Source organism: Nostoc sp. (assembly GCF_036919615.1).
Classification (GTDB): Bacteria; Cyanobacteriota; Cyanobacteriia; order Cyanobacteriales; family Nostocaceae; genus Nostoc.
Genome location: NZ_JBALCN010000024.1, coordinates 24,159 through 43,830, shown reverse-complemented (window position 1 = coordinate 43,830; position 19,672 = coordinate 24,159). Strand labels below are relative to the sequence as shown.

At 40.9% G+C, this 19,672-nt stretch carries 15 protein-coding genes and 1 pseudogene; 6 read left to right on the top strand and 10 right to left on the bottom strand.

Annotated elements, in window-relative coordinates; translation table 11 throughout:
* Window positions 1-420 precede the first annotated feature (420 nt).
* Entirely contained in the window at window positions 421-1,359 is a 939-nt protein-coding gene (locus V7K48_RS08605) for a DVUA0089 family protein (RefSeq protein WP_335071437.1), read from the top strand.
* Window positions 1,360-1,552: 193 nt separating this feature from the next.
* Here the strand turns inward: V7K48_RS08605 and V7K48_RS08600 are convergent, their stop codons facing one another.
* The 3 genes from V7K48_RS08600 to V7K48_RS08590 form a co-directional block, all read right to left on the bottom strand.
* Complete coding sequence (locus V7K48_RS08600) at window positions 1,553-2,170, bottom strand: NUDIX hydrolase (protein WP_335071435.1); 618 nt, start codon at window positions 2,168-2,170, stop codon at window positions 1,553-1,555.
* A gap of 81 nt (window positions 2,171-2,251) precedes the next feature.
* Window positions 2,252-2,911, bottom strand: coding sequence for a DUF4276 family protein (locus V7K48_RS08595; protein ID WP_335071432.1), 660 nt, complete (start codon window positions 2,909-2,911; stop codon window positions 2,252-2,254).
* Between the two features lie 327 nt (window positions 2,912-3,238).
* Window positions 3,239-4,441 (bottom strand): phosphoglycerate kinase, encoded by a 1,203-nt coding sequence (locus tag V7K48_RS08590; RefSeq protein ID WP_335071430.1) that lies wholly within the window; start codon window positions 4,439-4,441, stop codon window positions 3,239-3,241.
* Window positions 4,442-4,530: 89 nt separating this feature from the next.
* On the opposite strand from V7K48_RS08590, the gene V7K48_RS08585 reads away from it, so the two are divergent.
* A complete protein-coding gene (locus V7K48_RS08585; RefSeq protein ID WP_104910100.1) occupies window positions 4,531-4,941 on the top strand; it encodes a universal stress protein in 411 nt (136 codons plus the stop codon).
* Between the two features lie 514 nt (window positions 4,942-5,455).
* Here the strand turns inward: V7K48_RS08585 and V7K48_RS08580 are convergent.
* Complete coding sequence (locus tag V7K48_RS08580; protein WP_335071428.1) at window positions 5,456-6,166, bottom strand: GDYXXLXY domain-containing protein; 711 nt, start codon at window positions 6,164-6,166, stop codon at window positions 5,456-5,458.
* 242 nt (window positions 6,167-6,408) lie between these two features.
* Window positions 6,409-7,827, bottom strand: coding sequence for a DUF2157 domain-containing protein (locus V7K48_RS08575; RefSeq protein ID WP_335071426.1), 1,419 nt, complete (start codon window positions 7,825-7,827; stop codon window positions 6,409-6,411).
* Window positions 7,828-8,044: 217 nt separating this feature from the next.
* On the opposite strand from V7K48_RS08575, the gene V7K48_RS08570 reads away from it, so the two are divergent.
* On the top strand, window positions 8,045-9,007 hold the full coding sequence (locus tag V7K48_RS08570; protein WP_335071424.1) for an RsmB/NOP family class I SAM-dependent RNA methyltransferase: 963 nt from the start codon (window positions 8,045-8,047) through the stop codon (window positions 9,005-9,007).
* Window positions 9,008-9,631: 624 nt separating this feature from the next.
* The gene (locus V7K48_RS08565; protein WP_335071422.1) at window positions 9,632-10,069 is read left to right on the top strand and encodes an NUDIX hydrolase; all 438 of its coding nucleotides are present in this window, start codon (window positions 9,632-9,634) and stop codon (window positions 10,067-10,069) included.
* Between the two features lie 370 nt (window positions 10,070-10,439).
* Here V7K48_RS08565 and V7K48_RS08560 read toward each other — a convergent pair whose 3' ends face one another.
* Together V7K48_RS08560 and V7K48_RS08555 are read right to left on the bottom strand one after the other, a co-directional pair.
* Complete coding sequence (locus tag V7K48_RS08560) at window positions 10,440-10,721, bottom strand: helix-turn-helix domain-containing protein (protein WP_335071420.1); 282 nt, start codon at window positions 10,719-10,721, stop codon at window positions 10,440-10,442.
* 68 nt (window positions 10,722-10,789) lie between these two features.
* Window positions 10,790-12,331: a hypothetical protein gene (locus V7K48_RS08555; RefSeq protein ID WP_335071418.1), complete on the bottom strand. Its 1,542-nt coding sequence runs from the start codon at window positions 12,329-12,331 to the stop codon at window positions 10,790-10,792.
* 608 nt (window positions 12,332-12,939) lie between these two features.
* Here V7K48_RS08555 and V7K48_RS08550 point away from each other — a divergent pair.
* Window positions 12,940-13,089, top strand: a pseudogene (locus V7K48_RS08550) (TIGR00341 family protein); the annotation flags it as partial.
* A gap of 106 nt (window positions 13,090-13,195) precedes the next feature.
* Window positions 13,196-14,749 carry a cation:proton antiporter gene (locus V7K48_RS08545; protein WP_335071493.1) on the top strand — a complete coding sequence of 518 codons (1,554 nt, stop codon included), beginning with the start codon at window positions 13,196-13,198 and terminating at the stop codon, window positions 14,747-14,749.
* A gap of 269 nt (window positions 14,750-15,018) precedes the next feature.
* On the opposite strand, the gene V7K48_RS08540 is transcribed toward V7K48_RS08545, so the two are convergent.
* From V7K48_RS08540 to V7K48_RS08530, 3 genes are all read right to left on the bottom strand, one after another.
* On the bottom strand, window positions 15,019-15,561 hold the full coding sequence (locus V7K48_RS08540) for a DUF3124 domain-containing protein (RefSeq protein WP_335071416.1): 543 nt from the start codon (window positions 15,559-15,561) through the stop codon (window positions 15,019-15,021).
* Window positions 15,562-15,636: 75 nt separating this feature from the next.
* Window positions 15,637-16,314 carry a potassium channel family protein gene (locus V7K48_RS08535; RefSeq protein WP_335071414.1) on the bottom strand — a complete coding sequence of 226 codons (678 nt, stop codon included), beginning with the start codon at window positions 16,312-16,314 and terminating at the stop codon, window positions 15,637-15,639.
* Between the two features lie 281 nt (window positions 16,315-16,595).
* Entirely contained in the window at window positions 16,596-19,601 is a 3,006-nt protein-coding gene (locus V7K48_RS08530) for an MFS transporter (protein ID WP_335071412.1), read from the bottom strand.
* Between the last annotated feature and the right edge of the window lie 71 nt (window positions 19,602-19,672).

Below are 19,672 nucleotides of genomic sequence, written 5' to 3'. Positions count from 1 at the left end.
CCTTTGGAGAGAGAGGCTTTAAGTCTTACTCCCTTTCCCTGCCTTGTCTTCTCTACAAGAGGCTACGCCAATGTGAACGGCACGCTCCGCGAACTTAGAGAAGGGGTTGGGGGTTAGGTTTGAGAGAAAGTTGCACACCGCGTTATTAACCATTTGGGTAATCAATTAAGGAATTTTCAGGAAATAGATTATCTAATTTTGTAGAGTAAGCGTCTCGATCGCCTGTAATCAAAGGCGGACTTTTCGGGACAGCCCACAATCATTAGTTGGAATCTTTTTTTCTTGAGAGGTTCCTAACCAAATAATTAATGTTTTCTTCCCTTTGATTACGTAAATGGCAAGTAATCTAGATTGAACTGATGAATAGTTCTTTGACTGAGGCTGAACTTACGTATTAGTAAGAAACTCAGGAGAGATAATATGGTATTTATTTTCGGCACTACAGGTTCTGAAACGATAAATGGGACTTCGGGAAATGACACACTAGACGGTAATTTCGGCAATGATATCCTCAATGGTGGGGGCGGGAATGATAGTCTACAAGGCGGGCCAGGCAATGACGTACTCAATGCGGGATCTGGGAACGATATCCTCATCGGTGTTTGGCCTGGTAGTCCGCTTCCACCTGGATTAGGGGAAATTGATAACTTGATTGGCGGGCCTGGGATAGATAGATTTGTCTTGGGCAACGCTGTAAATGTTTTCTACGACGATAACAACACTACGAATCCTGGTTTTGGGGACTTGGCTACTATTATTAACTTCGACTCTAGCCAAGATCGAATTGAACTCAAAGGAGCTCCAAAAAATTACATCCTGCAAGCTGTTGGAAGCAGCACACGAATATTGTTAGACAAACCGGGAGGAGAGCAAGATGAGCTCATAGGTGTTGTGCAGGGGAGAACCAATCTCAGACTTGATAGTGATGACTTCCTTTTCTATGAGCGAGAAAATGCTGGACAAGCTACAAACAACACACTAGCTAGTGCTGAAAGGTTGGGTTCTTTATCATCAGGCTCAAACGTTAATCTTTCAGCCCAGTTAACGACAGTTCAACCGGGGAGCAAGGCCGATTTTGACTTTTTTACATTTACTTTAGCAAATCCAGGAACTGTCACTATCAGGACAGTGACATCGGGAGATACAGTTCTCGGACTGTTTAACAGTGGTGGAACTTTATTGCAATCTAACGACGATGGTGGCGGTGGCAATTCGTCATTAATCACCAGTTTCCTGGGTGCAGGTACGTACTCCATCTCAGTGAGTAAATTTAATTCCTTCCCTCAAGATGGTGGAACTTTCTCTGGTAGCAGCTCTAGCGCTGATTTGTCTTATACGCTAGGAGTCAGTTTTGCATAAGAACATTATCAACTTAAAAAAGTACTGACATCACAGGGCAGATTCAAGGATATTTTTCCTTTTGGCTAGGGGAACACGACAACGTGTCCCCCTTTACCTGATAAGAGACTATTTCATGAGTCAGAATTCAGAACTCAGGAGTCAGAATAAAACCATGAATCCTGTATTGCCAATTTTCGTAATCTAGAGGCATTTAATCAAAGTCTGTCGGTAAATCTGGTTGGCGGTAATGTTGGAAAAGTCGTGTAATTTGCGCTGCCGTCACACGTCCGATGGAAAGTTCTGGTAACGCATCTTCAGGGAAAAAACCTACTTCTTCAGTTTCAATACTTGATGATGGAGAACCACCGATAAGTTCACAGTGAAAAAACAGCTTGTAGACATAAAACGGAAACGGTGGATGTCCCTGTTTGTTTCTGTCATAGACTGCTAGTAATTTGATAGCGCGTGCATGATATCCAGATTCTTCATATACTTCTTTCACAACTACTTCACTGGGCGACTCGCCAACATCAGCCCATCCACCAGGTAAAGTCCAACAGCCATCAGCTCTTTCCTTGACTAACAATATAGTATTATCACGAAAAATTGCTGCCCGCACATCAACTTTGGGAGTTGCATATCCTACTTCACGGCTAAATAAATCGAGGACATAGCTGTGTTCTACATTGGAGTAAGTCGCCATAATTTCTGTGGCGATCGCTTGCAATTGTTTATAGCGTTCGATATCAAAAGGCCCTTCAGAATAGGTTAGACCATTTTGAGCGATCGCTTGTAACTTTTGTGCCCATTCCAGCCATTTAGTTTCCACAGTTTTTCCCAAGTTTGTGTAAATTAATGCAAGCAAGTACCTGATTAATAAATTTTATTTTATGATGCTTCTTAGTCCATCTCAAAAAATCTGAAAACTTCTAGAGAGGTTGTTTTCTACATGCATGTGCGGAGAAACTTTTTCAGCAAAGTCGATTTTTTGTAAACCTGTCTCATAGCCATATTTTTTTAGGATCTTATCTAGTTGCTCCCATGTACCACCTTTGATAGTATCTGAATTCCGAAATTTGCCTTGCTGGGATAAAGAAACAGGAATCTTTTCATATTCAGCCCTAATTGCTGTTACATCGCCTATAAACAATGACTTCAGTTCTTCTACAGCAATTCTATGGAGAACTATATTTTCTTTTTGTTTAGTCACAACACTACTAGCATCACAAAGCTTCCTCTTTAATTCTTGGCAATCACATCTATCTTCATCTACTAAAATCACGATTCGCCAGTCATCAGGCACAAAGTTAGCATAAGCTTTCATCCGCTCAGATAGTCTTTTTAAAAGTCTATCTTTATTTTTAAAGTTATGAATTTTCAGCGTATGAGTATCACCTGTGATTTTAGAAACAATAAAATTTAAGGCAACTTCAATTGAAGGTTCTTCTACTAAAAACTCTATATGCATAATTGCTACTACTAAGAGGTTGTTTGAAAAGTGTTTTGCTGTGACTTTAGGCACTTCTAGATCCCCCCTAACCCCGCTTAAAAAGGGGGGAACCGGAATCAAAGTCCCCCTTTTTAAGGGGGATTTAGGAGGATCTAGAACGTTTTGATACCGACAATAGGACTTTTAAAACATCCTCTAAGGTAATTCTCTAAAATATCCCTCAGACCACAGATCACCTAAGCATGCTTGGGATTCTATAAAAATATTTTGCAAAACCCTATAGCTTTTGACAGAAATTTTTTCAATTCTTGCCATTACACTTTCACCTCTACAACTTTGGTAGTATGTTGCCAAAAATGCTAATAAGTAAGGGTACGGTATACCGTACCCTTACCACAATTGTCAAAAACTACCAGATTTTTTTCAGTAGCTTAAGAGCTAATTTTCTTACGCATCATCTAAAGCTGCAATTCCAGGCAATACCTTGCCTTCAAGTAACTCCAAGCTAGCGCCCCCGCCGGTGGAGATGTGGCTCATTTGGTCGGCTAAACCAACTTTTTCTACAGCCGCTACTGAGTCGCCGCCGCCAATAATGGTGGTTGTGCCGGTTTTGCTAATTTCGGCGAGGGTATGAGCGATCGCTTCTGTACCTACGGCAAACTTATCAAACTCAAACACACCCATTGGCCCATTCCAAATCACCGTTTTGGTATCTGCAAGGGCTTCTTGGAAAACTTTCACCGAATCTGGCCCAATATCCAAACCCATACCATCATTGGGGATGTTCTCAATGCTGACGGTTGTGGCATTAGCATCGGCAGCAAACTTATCTGCTGATACTATATCCGTGGGTAACAAGAAGGTAACGCCCCGTTCTTTAGCCTTAGCTTCCAAAGATTTTGCTAGTTCTAGCTTGTCTTCTTCTACCAACGACTTACCAACATTCAAACCACGGGCTTTGTAGAACGTGAAAATCATCCCACCGCCAATGATCAGCTTGTCGCACTTCTCCAGCAGTGTTTCAATCACACCAATTTTGCTGGAAACTTTGGAACCGCCAATAATAGCTGCCAAAGGACGTTGGGGATTTTCAATCGCGTTTTGCAGATATTCCAATTCCTTCTCAACCAAATATCCAGCCACAGAAGGACTGAGAAATTTAGTCACACCTTCAGTAGAAGCATGGGCGCGGTGTGCAGTACCAAAAGCATCATTTACATAAAAATCAGCATTAGCTGCCAATTTTTTCGCGAATTCTGGCTCGTTTTTCTCTTCTTCTGGGTAAAAACGGACATTTTCCAGTAACAGCACTTGGCCATTTTGTAACGCGCCAACTTTAGCTGCAACTTCATCGCCAATGGAGTCATCAGTTTTAATCACTTCTTGCCCCAGCAACTCCGAGAGACGCTTGGCAACGGGAGTTAGGCGTAATTTGTCATCCACACCCTTGGGACGGCCAAAATGGCTGGCGAGAATGACCTTAGCTCCCTTCTGCGTCAAATCTTGGATGGTTGGTAGAGCGGCGCGAATGCGAGTATCGTCAGTAATGTTGCCTTGATCATCGACAGGCACATTAAAATCAACCCGCACTAAGGCACGTTTTCCAGATATATCAGCCGAAGATAAACTTGCTAAACTTTTTTTGGACACACCAAACTCTCCTGATTGCCTTTTTGTTATTGTTTTGAAAGTAGAACCATCAAGATTTTACCGGAGTCAGGGGTACCCAAGTGACAGATATATTTAAGACAGTACTATTTCCTATCGATCAAAGCCGGGAAACGCGGGAAGCTGCTGACGTTGTTACCAACGTAGTTAAAAAGTACAGCAGTCGCTTGGTGCTACTGTCTGTGGTAGAAGAACCGCCTCCAGATGCACCTAGCGCAGACGATCCGATGGTGTCGCCAGAGGTAGTTGCTAAACTGCTGGAAAATGCCCAATCTTTATTTTCTGGGCAAGGAATTCAATCTGAAATCCTGGAAAGGCGAGGCAAACCAGCTTTTACGATCTGCGATGTTGCCGATGAAATCGGGGCAGATTTAATTATCATGGGTTGTCGAGGGCTAGGTTTGACTGAAGAGGGAGCGGATGATAGTGTTACTACTCGTGTGATTAACCTTTCCCCTTGCCCAGTGCTGATTGTGCCTTAGTAGTGGTCAAACAATTTTGGATTTTGGACTTTCCTGCGGAACGCTACGCGAACGGCTACGCTCAGTCGAACGATTTTGGATTTTGGATTTTAGATTAATCCCAGTAATTAAGTCAGGAGCTTGTCAATTAATTTTAAATTTATTCCACGTAGCTTGCTTCTCGTGGAGCGAGTATAAATTCGGGGGCAACTCTACCAGACGCTATTCGCGTTCAGACCTGTTTAAATTTTGGTTTTTGAATCTTCTCTACGAGAGGCTCCGCCAACAATCCAAAATTTAAAATCTAAAATCTAAAATTTGGTGAGTGCCCAGGAGCAAGTGTGTTGCTGAGTACTAATAAATTTGTAGCGATCGCCAATAAAAAGTTCTGGGGTTATTACAACAATGCAAGTGAGGAAGGTTGCGCTTTGTAAATACAAATGACAAACATAAAAATCTGAGCGCCGTCAGCCGACGCTCAGAACTCCAAAGACAAACCTTGCGTATAACATGCAATATTTATTTGCCTAACAGCTTAAAAGCGATAGTTGCGATCGCGCACCCACATACTAACTGGCACTGCCTTACCCTGTGGATCTACTTTCGCCTTCACCACAATGGGTCGTAGCTGTCCTCTCCGGGCGCGTTGGGCTTGCAGGTCGTTGGTAATCTGCCGCCGTTGGTTTTCTTTTATGTAATATGTTTCCAAGCCGTAGTTAACAGAGCCATCCTGATAAACACCTTTTAAGGCTACCTGATTGGCTCTAAGAGTTGTGGGGCGATCGCTAGTTACTCGTAACGGTCTCCAAGCTCTAGGAACACCGCTACCAGAGGATAGTTGCTCTTGCAAAATCACGTAGACGTTGGTTCCTTCGGGCAATCTTCTGCCACTTCCACGACCTTTGCTGACTAATGTTTGCCAACCAGGCAGTCTGCTCAAATTTGCGGTACGGGATATATTGTAGTCTAACGCTAAAGTGTTACCATCCAGCACATTATTAGGCTCTACAGGTACGGTTTGCAAAATCACCGTCTTACCTGTCACGTCTGTATAAACTGCTTGGGCTGGTACTGCCATAATTAGCCCTGTTTGCACCGCCAAGGGCGCTAGTAAGCGCCAAAAAGGTAAGGGCTTATTCGATTTTTGTTCAGTGGCAATCAAGTAATCCCGAAAAGTCACCTTATTGGAAAATTCAGCTTCGGGAGACAAGGGTTTATTCTTAGATTCAGGAGAACTATTAGTCATGAGCGTAGTCCTAAAAAGCAGAGGTATTGAGGAGGTCAAAAGTAACGAGATTAGGACTGACGCAGAGAAACTTTAAAAATTTTGACGCACAGAGATTTTGATGATGGGCAGATTTTAGAATTTTAGATTTTTCCTTCAATCCAAAATTCAAAATTCGTCTTGGAAAGTTCTGTTCGGAGGAAACCTCCGAACAGAACTTTTCACAAAATCTAAAATTGGCATGACTTCTTTGATCTTTTGCACTACTTCTTACTTGTAGAGCTACCACCAGGTAGGCGGCGTTCAAACCAGAGTCCAGCGCTAATTAAAGCAGAACCGCACAAGACATAGACCAGCGACTTAAAAAGTAAGTCTGTATCGTACTCTTGCACGCGACTGATAATTTGCAGTGTTAATAACAGCATACCGCCCCAGAAGGAACTTCTGTTGCTTAATTTCAACCCTTCTTGAATTAGTCCCCAGGCTAATGTTGCTAGAAGTACATTGAAAATAAAAACACCAAGTTCATCAACCCGGCTGATAGTTTGATGCCAAAAAGGTACTAGGGCAATAAAGACAAGAAAGGTACTAATGACAGCAGTCGTGAAAATCACTTCCCGACGCGGAGGGTTATTTCTTTGGCGCAGTAGAAACAACCATTGCAATACTGCCAAGCCGCTGAGAATCCCTAAATCGATAATTGGCAGAGACTCGAACAAGTTTGTCACATTCGTTGACTGATTATAACTATAATTTGGAGATTCCCAAACCCAACGAAAAGACAAGATATAAAAGACAATGCCGAAGCTTACCAACGCTAAATTACGAGCCAGGGATTGAAACACCCTGTAATTTATGGTTGGGAAGAGCAAGTCATCATAACTCCAGAATAATGCAGGTGGGAGTGCAAAAGCAAAAGATGCCACCCAAGGGGCTATATCGACATAATTTAGCAGTGGCAGGGGATTGAGGTTGGCTTGTAAGGAACTAGCAAAGACAAAGGCTGCTAGACCAAAAATCCAACGCGATCGGCAGAAGTAGGCTAAGGGTACAAACACCAGCCATGCCAACAAAGGCATATGCTGCACCACTAGCCGCGACCAAGTGAACTGACCTGAAGAGTACCACAAGTCTTCTAGTCCAGTCCAATACCCGATTTCCACGAGGACAATTGACAGAATTCCTAAAGAATTTAAGCACAAACTGAAGGCCATCACCACAATACCCAACCCCCAGGCGAGAAATAATTGGGAAGTTGAACCGACAATATTGAACATCTGAGCCATCAGCAGTAAATTTGCACCGAAAATGAATGCACTTAAAATTAGTAAACCCTCTCCCAGTAAACGTTTACTTCGTTGTGGCTTCTTTCCTTCAGGTGGTCTCCAGGTGTAAAAACCAGTGATAGCAATCGCAAAAAACAAACTCATCAGCAGAATAAATTTGACTTCTCGTGACCCTCCTTGCCAGTTTCCTGCTACAAAGGTAATTATGCCTAAGCATAAAAGTATGCCACCCACAGTAATCGCGATCGCTTTATTGCGATCGCGTGCAGCAGCTTCCAGGTTTTTAAATTGATAACGTTCTGCTATTTGCTCATACAGCGAAGAACTAATTAATCCTTCATCCCTCCATAGTTGTGCTTCTTTGCGTAATTTTTGCGGAAAATTATCTAAGATCATGACCTTCTCCGGTGCAGTGGGGTAGCTTGGCCATTGCGATCCCAATGGCGGTCATTATATTTTGAGTATGAAGCCAAAAGCCTTAATTACATTGTTCTTGTGTAACAGTTTTATTTAGACTCTGATACAACGTAGTTATACTAATTCGTAATTCCGAATTATGAAATTCAGAGATTATTTTTGTTTCCACATAATTTAAAGTTTGTATTATATCCACATGGAAAAACCTTCTAACTTATTACTTAAAATCTCACGGCGTTTGTTCACTAATCCAGATGATCAAGAAAAATTTATCGAGGCTTTAATCAATCCTCAGCCTTTTTCACCCAGTATTCTTTGGTGTCAAGAAAAGCCAGAAATTTTGCCTTTGACCGTGGAAACACCAACCTATTGGCAACCACAATTTATAGACCGCTTATATTTGGGAGAAAAACCCGGTCAGCATCCCTTGCATGAAAAAGGATATTTCTATTGTTTAGATTTTTCTTCAGTGTTTGCGGCTACTACTTTGTTAGCTATTCCTCAGTCAGTGCGTTTAGTTTTTGATATGTGTGCTGCACCAGGAGGTAAAAGTATCTTCGTTTGGAAAGCTTTACAACCAGATTTACTCATCAGTAATGAAGTAATTGGCAAACGTCTGGGAATGCTAATTTCTAATTTGAAGCGTTGCCAGATAAGCCCTAGTGCAGTGGTTAATAGAGATTCGAGTATATTTGCCAAAATGTTTCCCTGCTCTAGCAATCTAGTAATAGTAGATGCTCCTTGTACTGGACAATCTTTACTTGCTAAAGGTGAAAAAGCACCCGGATGTTTTCACCCAACAGCTATTAATAAGAGTGCAAATCGGCAAAAGCGAATTATAGCTAACTCTGCTAAAATTGTTTCACCACAAGGCTATCTCGCTTATATGACTTGCACATATTCACCCGAAGAAAATGAGCAAGTTTGTGAATGGTTTTTGGAACGTTTTCCCCAGTTTCAGGCGATGGGAATTAGTAATTTAGCTAAATATCAGTCACATTTAACTACAATGCCTTGTTATCGGATGTTTCCTCAAGATAGGTTAGGTGCTGGTGCGTTTACAGTCTTGTTTAAAAATACTAATGAAGATGAAGATGACCAAAAAAAAGTAGATTTAAATACAATATCTTCGCTGTATATCTACCAAAATCTAAAATAATCAAGTTAGTTACATTGGTAGCATATAGCAATCCTAAATCATCCGTGAACAATGAGATCCCCGACTTCTCTAAGAAGTTGAGGATCTGAATATTGTGATTTTTATAAATCAAATAGGGTTGCTAGATATTCTGGCATTAAGCCAGAATATCTGATGTTTTGAAGAGTGCCGCATTTGTCAATCAGTCATCAGGAATACACATTTTATATTTGTAAGATTACAAACCTAGCGATTCTCATACCCTGCAAGTTTGCAGATATTGCACACAGATGTCATTGATGTCAACTTAACGTGAAGGCCAGTAAGTGAAAAAGCTTTCTCTCGTTCCCAGATGGCTCTTGATGCCTATCGGGGGCTGCCGCCTCCAGAATTTGTGGCAGAGCTGCTTTTAATGCATTTGCAACCAGAGGTTAGAAACGAGAATTTTCTCTCGTGTTTTAGCTTAAGTTGACACTCATGCACAACTATGCATCCCTACTTTGAATAATTAACTATTATAGGTAAAAAAGCATTTTTTTAATCTTTTGATAACCTAAAATTAACCAAAATTTATCCGATATTATGTATCGACTTTCTGAAGTAAACATTGTACAAAAAAGCTAGACCGTACAGGATGCAAATTATATGAGTCGAAAAGTCAGCAAAGTATTTAACCAATCTGGGGTGATTCCTTATAGAGTGAACAACGGTAAAGTCGAAATCTTGCTAATTACTACCCGTAACTTTCAACACTGGGTGATTCCAAAAGGAGATATTCCTAATGGGATGAGTCCGCCTGATTCAGCAGCCAAAGAGGCGTGGGAAGAAGCAGGGGTGATTGGGCAGGTAGACGCTAATGAACTGGGCACTTACAAGTACCGCAAACGGGGCAAAAGTTACCAAGTCAAGATGTATTTGTTACCAGTAGACATGCTGAGTGAAGATTATCCAGAAGCAAGTCAAAGAAAACGGCAGTGGGTAGAAGTGACTAAAGCTATCAGGCGGGTTAAGTTTAATTCACTCAAACGAATCCTTAAAGGTTTTTTCGAGGTAAAATCTCAATTTTGTGCATTTCGATGTTAGTCATACCAATTCACAATTCGCAATTCGCAATTCGCAATTAAAAAACTTAGAGATGGCAATCCTTTCAGGGTTTACATCTGTTTCATAATTTTAGTGAATTGGTATCAGATATAGAAATACACATTATTGGAAAGCCCTCGGAGCAAAGTGAGGGCTTTTTTAAAAGTGGCTATACTTCAAACAAGTGCGATCGCGTACTACGGAGTCCTGTTTTCCTTTATGGCTCTTTCTGGTGCGCTTCCAATTGACCCCCTTTTTTTGAGTACCCGTCTTAATCTGTCAGGACTCAGTTGCACATTGCGCTCACGTTCTAATTTTTCAGTGAGTTGACGACTATTGTATGTACATGGTTCTTTTTTGAGGCATTCCTCTAAAAACACAATGTCAGTTTCAGTCCATTTTTGTTTTCCCCTCGACCAGGCAATTCCCAAAGCCCTTCCAGTCCACACTTGTGCCATTTATGTAAAACCCCTCTTACTGTTTGTGGAGTCCAATTAAAATGGGCAGCTATTTTTTCTACGTACCAGCCATGTGCATTTAATCTGATTACTTCTGCTCGGTCTTTGACTTTCTGTGTTATGTCCACAGTTCTAAGGTTTAACAAAGTTCGGTCTTGCTCACTTGAAAGAAATACCCTTAAACGAGCACCCATATTTCAGTTACCTCGGTAGATGCATTCTCCGTATTTACTTTTCTTTACATAATTGGGTTTTTTCGCACCTACTTACTTACCCAATAAAGATAATATCGTTCATTATCCACCCAGCCTCTCTGAAAATCCTTAATCGGAACAATCTTCAAATCATTGCGGTTGACATTCAGTTTTTTATTTAAAATTAACAAAATTTTCTTTTGCTCATCTTGATTTTTGAGTAGATAATTAATTTGGCTTAATATCTCAGGTTGTTCGATCTCTTGACGACCTTTTTTAAATAGAGTAAAGCTTCCCATGTTTTGAAGCTCAGGATAGTAAAACTTTCGATTTAGATAACCCGATAAAGCAGCCATATTCGCATCTCGGCTGGCAACAATAAACTCATTATCTAACCCAGATTTTTGAATATATTGAGATGTTTCTCGACTTGCAGAAAATGGTACAACTAAATCTCTTGAAAAACTATAAATACCTCCGAAAAATTGTGTATAAAGAATTAGCATCAAAGCGATATGATGCCATTTTTGAACAAATATAATTAAATTTGGACGAATAGAAAACTTGTTGAGTAAAACTGTAGATTCTTGATAATAAGTTTCCAGCCATAAAGCCGCTATCATAACTAAATAAAAATGTCCAAAATGCCGAGGCATACCTAGAAATCTCAAGTATGTAAAGGCAAATATTACACAAGTACCTATAATATAGAAAAAGAGAGTAACTGGCTTTTTAGATAATTTAATCAAGGTTAAAATTACGATCAATAGAGCAATTACTGCACAAACAATTAAATCCAGCCATCTTTTATGTGCAGGAATAATTAATAAATAACTACCAAATATTCTCCCTATACTTCTCAACAAATGACGGATATCTAATTGCATTAGCCAACCATTATTTAACCCACCATGAAGATAACTATCTGTTGGAGGAGTAATAATATAAATAGATAAAATGAAAGAAAATATGATAAGTAAAATACTTAAAAATAAGTCTGATTTTTGGCTTTGACTAAAATACTGCTGGCGATGTTCGCTATTAAAACAAAATTCAGCTAGCAAAGTCAATGATAAAGAAAGTGATACTAATAAACCATAAGCACTACTATTTGCTAATAAACCTAGTAAAATTGCCAAATAAGCATAAGTTATTTTTCTGGATGAAAAAATTGTACAGAATGCAAAAATGAACAACATACTAAAGGCATAATTTCGGGAAATTAAAAGATATTCATAAAAAGGAAAGAAACCAAAGGAAAACAGAAATTTTTGTTGATAATTAAAAGGGCTATATAGGCAAAAAAGAGCAACGGAAAAAACCGTAATTGCCAAATGAAAAATTTGTATAATAATAGGGTTATCCACTATTTTTATGAGAATTGCCAGAGAAAAATACCAGAGAACAGGATGACCTTCATAATGAATATTTGTAATTAAATCACCCAAAGATTCACTATCTCTGACAATTAGCCAGGGATTTAGTTCATCTCGCCACATCGAATGGTTGAGAATACCTATTAAACCAATAACCGAAAAACTAACGATAATAAACCAAGAAGAATGAAAAGGTATTCTCGAAGTATATTTGATGATTTTTTTGTTTACCATTGTTAATTCAAAATAAAATTTGTATCACAATTATATACACTTCTTGATCATTAAATTAAATAAGTTTGCAATCCTACTTAATTAATAGTTCCTTAGAGGATGTTTTAAAAGTTTTCTTGTCGGTATTAAAAGTTATAGATCCCTCTAAATCCACCGATAAATTGGGGGACTTTGATTCCGTTTCCCCCCTTTTTCAGGGCAGGGCTGTTTCATTTCCTAAAAAGCGTTAAAAATTAAGGGTTATGTTAATTGAGAGCGATCGCAGGGATGGCGGCGATCGCTTTGGGAGCATCTCAATGAGTGTAAAAACACGTTTGCCTTGGCGAATGGAATTCGCACGCCAGTTGCCCTAAGACCGCACTGGCTTGGTTATACGAGACTTTACCCACGGAGGTGGGTTTCAAATTCTTTGAGTTTGCGTAGGCGGACGAAAGTTTGTGTAGCCGCAATTTCTAATCGCCTAGTATATTTGCAAAGGTGAGATGCTCCCAATCGATTTTACTTTGGGTTGGCTAGTGGGATTACCCAGCTATGGTGGCGAGGTACTGGCTAAGAGCAAGCGAGGAGGGGACTATGATGTACCTAATGTGATTAAGAAACGCCATAACAGTAATACCAATTGCTTGACAAATCCCCCAGAAGTCCGTTTGAGCCTCTGGGCAAGAGAACCTGTCACACCTTGGCAAGTAGAGTTATTAGAAGAATTTATCAAGCCAGAGATCGGGCAACCATTCACTCTAATTTTTGAAATTGGTTAAGTGGAGGAAATTCAACGTTCCGAATCCACACGCTAAAGTTGCTAATTTGGCATAAATGAGGAGAGAATCTATCAGTCAAGTCAAACTAACTTTCCAAAACGCAATAGTGGATGTTACAGAATTAGTCAAAGTTTTAATTATTCTCCTAATCGTTGCTACAGGTGTAGCTTTGCTATCCCGGCGGTTGCGAATTCCTTATGTTGTGGGTTTAGTATTAGCAGGTTTGCCCATCACTGAGCTATTATCTCGTCCGATTGGTTTAAATCCAACCCTTGTTTTGAATCTTTTCCTGCCAATTTTACTTTTTGAAGCTGGTATTAATACAGATGTCAGCCGCCTACGTAGCACCTTTAAACCAATTGCCCTTCTAGCTGGGCCAGGGGCTGTGCTTTCCAGTGGTATTATTGCCGTCCTGTTGAAATTTGAACTGGGACTGAGTTGGATACCTGCCTTATTTGTAGGAGTAATGCTGGCAAATACTGATACAGTTTCAATGATTGCCATTTTTAAGGAAATACCGGTGCCCTCCCGGCTTTCCACCATCGTTGAAGGAGAAACCCTATTTAACGATGCTGCTGCCCTAGTTACGTTTAACCTGGTTTTGCAAGTATATTCGACAGGTTCACTCACCTTACTACAGGGAATCCAACAATTCCTATTTATCTCTATAGGAGGCTGCCTGGTGGGGTTAGTCTTAGGCTACTTGAGCATACCTGTATTCGCCCGTTTGGATGATCCCCTTAGTAGTCTATTACTGACGGTAGCAGTTGCATTAGGCACTTTCCAGGCTGGAGAATTTCTAGATGTATCAGGTGCTGTCGCCGTAGTTGTAGCTGGATTAATTTTTGGGAATTTAGGGCTTTCTGGCAATACTTCTGCTTCTAGTCGCATCACCTTGTTGAGTTTCTGGGAATATGCCAGTTTTACCGTCAACACCTTTATTTTTCTATTGATTGGTGTAGAAATAAACCTGGTAACGCTCTGGAGGACTTTACCTGCAATTCTACTTGCAGTTTTAGCTTATCAAGTCGGGCGAGTTCTTACGGTCTATCCACTCCTAGCAGTGGTTCGTTGGTTTGACCGCCCAATTCCACTGCGCTGGCAACATTTACTGTTTTTAGGCAACATCAAAGGTTCACTCTCAATGGCTCTGGCATTGAGCTTACCCACTACATTACCAGGGCGAGAAGTCTTGATAGCTATAGTCTTCGGCAGTGTGCTGGTGTCGTTAGTCGGACAGGGTTTAAGTTTGCCTTGGGTAGTAAAACGTTTAAAATTATCTAAATTTTCAGAGACTCAACAACAGGTTGAAGAATTGCAAGCCCATCTGATGACAGGTAAGGCCGCACAGGATGAATTAGATAGCTTGTTGAAATCAGGGGTGTTACCAAAAGCCGTTTATGAAGAGATGCGTTCAGCTTATCAGGTACGAATTGCCGGTGCAGAAAAGACACTGCGAGAACTTTTTAATCGTCGCCCTGATGAGTTGTCAGGCAAAAGTGGCAACAGCAGTAAACTTGATGCCATTCGTCGCCGTTTACTACTGGCAGAAAAAGGAGCGCTCAATGAGGCAATGCGGAAGCGAATTCTCTCAGAAGAAATTGTGCGTGAGCGGATACAAACTCTTGATGAGCAATTGCTGAAACTAGAAGATGATTAGACATCTAAAAAAAATCCTGGTTGATTATTTGGAACCACAAATCAATTATCGAGAGCATCTCAATTTTGCAAAAGTCAACAAAATAAAATGTAAAATCTGTGTAGTAAAGTGGCAAGGCTAAAATAATGCAATAAAAAAATTGGATTATATTTTTAAGCTTGAATTTTCCAGAGATTTTTAATACATCATTTTAGCCTTATGATGCTAGTACGGTGCGTTACAGCTTTGCCTAACACACCCTACTTTGTTTATTTTTTTAGTTTAACTACTTAGTTGTTTTGACTTTTGATGACTCTCCCAGGACTGATAAAAGAAATTCCTTGTTGAAAGTCAGTACCAATCATCACTGCTTCCACTATAGGTTCAGACATTTTTGTTTGGGCTACCCACTCGACAATAAAGTTTGCGCCTAAACCTCCAGTCGTGTCATTTCTATTTATAAAAAAATCTGTAGAAGCTAGTGCATCAAGTTGAATAGGGCGCTCCAAATACTGCTTAACTAATTTCCCATCTGAGTTATAGTAGCGCACAGAAGTAATGATCATCGGATTGGTCAAATCTGTATTCCGAATACTGAGCGTAACTGCTAACTCGAAAATCTCCTGGCGATTGTGATGATAGATATGAGAATAGACAGGAACATAAACAGTTTGACCGCTAGCTATCTTAAAATTTTTATCCAGCGTCACTATTTTTTGAGATGGAGTTGCTTGAGTGGCATCGGGTTGTGACTTGGGTGGAATATTTGTTGATTTACAAGATGCAAGAAAAATAATAGCGATCGCTAAATAAAGATGTGGATACGGCTTCATTAAAACTATTTACACCCATTTTTTATACATCTGTAGCTAACCCCATCTAATAAAGAGTTTAGATAGGGACTGCACTCAACATTTTTGGTCAATAAAATCAATGACTTGATGTAAAGATCCTGGTTTAGTCACAATCAGCACAGTTGAATAAGGTTCCAGTATTGTACTGCCGTTAGGAATCATTAAGTCTTGGTGGGGATGAGGTTGATAGCCAATAATTAGTGAACCTGTAGGGAATTGGGAATCCTGAGCAATTTCGGCAAGGCTACGACCAGCAACATAGCAATTGTTTGGAATGGAAAGTTTCAGAACCTCAATCTGTCCCTGGTCAAAATGCATCATTGATTCCACTTGTGGATACTCAATGGCATTTACCATTGTTGAAACCGCTAGCTCAACAGTACTAATAATATGGTTAGCTCCAGCTATCCGCAGCGGTTCGGCAAAATCGGGGTGGCGCATCCGACTCAAAATATGGGGGACACCGTAGTGTTTAGCAAGAGTTACCATTGCTAAGTTTAAGGCATCACTGCGGAGGACAGCTGCCAAAGAGCCGGCTTTGCGAATCCCAGCTTCCAGTAATACTTCTGTACTAACTGCACTGCCTTCAAAAGCCATTGCTCCTACTTGTTCACGGGCATAGCGACAAGCGGTAGGATCAATATCAATAACGGCAACAGTATGCCCCAGTTCTACCAGTTTCTGGGCTAAACTTAAGCCCACTAAGCCTGCTCCACCTATGAGTACGTACATGACTGTTTCTGATATTCTTTGAATTTTTACTTCACTTTACAGGTTAACAAAAGAGTCAAGATACAGATACATTGGTAAGGGCGTACAGATGTACACCCCTATAGGCTATTCAGAGGTTGTCAAGATTTTTGAAAATGGTATTTTAGCAGCAATATAGCGGTTATCGTTTGGATGCAATACACAATAAGGGCACAGCAATGCTGTGCACCTACGAATTGTCTGTATTCTATGCAATTGAGAACCTCTATAGAAATAACAAAATTATTCCAGCAGAGGTTTTTTCAATTGTAATTTTTAAACTGGTATTTTTCGAGTAACTCTTTAACTTGAGCAGCCACCAGAGGATGTGGATCTTTTTGTAACTGGGGTAAGATTTGCCGGAGAACACGATGTGAAACCAGATGCAAGTATGCGATCGCAGCTTCTCTGACAAAGCCAGTTGGATGACGCAAACTCATTAAAATCTCAGAACTTGTCAGTCGGATGCGAGTCACTTGAGCAAAATGGAAACAGCAAGCTAGACACCAGTCAGAAAGCAAGTTACCCAACATCAGCAATCTGTGGAGGCGATCGCTAACTACCATATTTTCATATTTTAATATCTTGGCTTCTACAAGATGTTGCAATTTTTCTGCCTGCGGTCGGTTATCCAAAGTATTCAGCAACAGAGACTTTGAAGACAGAGTTACGGTATGCTCTAAGATTTCTAAGCCCCGCGCTAAGTTTACCACTGAGAGCGATCGCAGATTAAATGCTGCTGCCTGCATCTTTTCTGGCGAGTAAAGCAGTCTCAGTAACAGTAGCAACCGCTCTTTGACATCCAATTCTAATTCTAGAAGGGCGCGTTGCAGTAATTCAGAGACAATCACAATCCTCTCACTTGATTGATAATTTTCTTTTTGATCTAATGTTTTAAAGTCTATGTAGGCGGCGTAAATCTCACCTAAAAACTTTAATTCTTGTTCTATCAAATTTTCTACCTGACTTTCATAAAACCGATCTACTAAACCTGTAATTCCTGGTTGTTTGTGTATTTTTAGTAAGCTGTGGAGAATATGATCCCTGGTAGTTCCCCAAGATGATTCCAAGTTTTTCCATAAAGTCTCCAATGCTTCCTGGGTGCCTATTTGAGCAATAGTCCGCCAAGCATACATCCGCACTATTTCTGGTTTGTAAATATTGATAGCCAACTGTAATAGCATTTCTAGAGCTTCATTCTCTAATCGGATTAGGGCTGATATTGCTGTACTACGAGTTGATTTGTAATAAAGTGCTGCAATCAGTGCCGAATAGTACTCTTCTAAATGCGTTGCAGCGATCATTTCCAATACGGCACAGCGCACTCGTAACGACTCATCTTGTAATAAATTCGGGATGTGAATCCGCAGCGCCTGCAAATAAACTGCTTCTCTGAGTGCTCTGACTCCATTTACCCGTTCCCATTCTTGCTTATGAGTTAACATCCGGCGCATGGCTTGGGTGGCTGCTACCTTTTGCATTGGCGTTCCTTGGCGTAAGACTAAAGCGGCGGCAGTGGCGCGGATGAGTGAGTTTTGGCGAGGGTTGAGGTATCCTTCTAGGAGGCTTAAATTGGGATTTGGTTCAGCCAGCCAAACATAGCGCAGCGCTAAGGCAAAAACTTCGGGGTTAGTATCTTGGGGTTGTTCTAACAAAGGACGAATGGCGGCTAGATAAGCGAGATTGGCACCTGCCATCAGCATCACTTCTAAACTTTGGCGCTGCAAATCTGGGGTTAACTTGACTAGTAGAGGTGCTAAAATTTCCGCAGATCCAAGGGAATCAATTTGGGCTAAAAGTTCAATGCAAGAGCGTTTATCAGCCTCACTGCCTTTTTCTACTAAAGCTTTGACTACCCCTTGCTTAAAAAATCGTAAGCCAACATTCGTTGCACTCAGGTGACCCCGTGCCACACTCAAGACTAACAGCTCAACATAGCGCGATCGCAATTCCCAAACTACTGTTAAACAGGTGCCAGCTATCAACATTGTTTCTGCTACCAACACCCATTTTTGCAGTGGTTCGGCTACAAACTGCCCACAAAACAATAGAGTTACAAAAATTAGCGCTCCTGTCAAACCTGTAGCGATCGCTTCAGCGGTTCCGCCAGATAAAGTCTGCATCCGGCTGCGAATTCCCTCTGGAATCGGTTGGTACAGGATGGGGCCGCTACTCATGACAAAGGTGTAGCGCAGAAGTTCATCACAGAATTTGACAACTATCAGACCCCAGAAAAAGCTTTGCGATTGTATGGCTGGAATTAAATGCAGGAATACCAGCACTCCTGGTAGGGAAAAGCCTACGGTGATTGGTAAAAGTGTGGCTGTGAAAAATACCCCCATCCGTTCGATGAGTCGGCTGGAAAAAAACCACTGCAACAACAACTCACACAGTCCCAATATCCCCCCAAAAAGACCCAAGAAGCTCGCAAGTTCTCGGTCGCTCAAATTGGATTGGAGTTCGCGCAGATACTGAAAATCTATTAACAACCCAATGACTTGCAACAGACCCACAAAAGCAAACAACTGCCAGACATAGCGCTTCAGCGGACTTTTGAGAAAACGCGCTCGTGAGGCTTGTTCTTCAGAAATTAGTCTTTGTGGGGTTTCAGGAAAAGCAGCTCGATAGTGATGAGTTAAATAGAATAAAATCCCCGATCCGAATAAAATCACTACACAGGCAATGAGGATGATCTTATTTAGCGTGGTGTATTGCACTAGCCAAGGCAAACTAAAACCACTAATTACATCTGCTACTAAAAGGCCACTACTCACCAGTGGGTAAGTCCGCTTAATCTCCCGAATGTTAAATAGTTGGTTGGCGACGATGGAGGTGTTGAGGTCATTGACCACATAAAGTGCATCTACCCACAGCCGCAGCAGAAATACCGAAATCACTGCCAGATAGGAAAAGTGCGCTCCCCAACGTAATACAACTAATAAAACTAATGGCATTAACATGCAAGGTGCGATCGCCACAATCACCCGGCGTAAGGGAAAAATCTTTTGCAGCCAAGAGTATAAAAAAACCAGTCCTGCACTCATCACGGCACTGGCAATATACATCCACGGCAGTAGGTTAGTCCCATATTCATCTAAAAACAGCGCCACTGTACTGTCCTCTGCCCACCGCAACCCTACAGATACAGTTGTATAAAAAACAAACATTATCTGAGTCCGTTCGCTCTCCTCTGGTCGGAGATTCACCCATTGTAGTAGTCGTGGTAAAGCAACTTTATTTGCAGCCAACCAGTGATTTTTCAGTTCCATGCAGTTTTATTTTCTGGTAGTATCACCGCGCAATGGGCGAGTAGAGAGCAGGGGAGGCAGGGGGCAGGGGA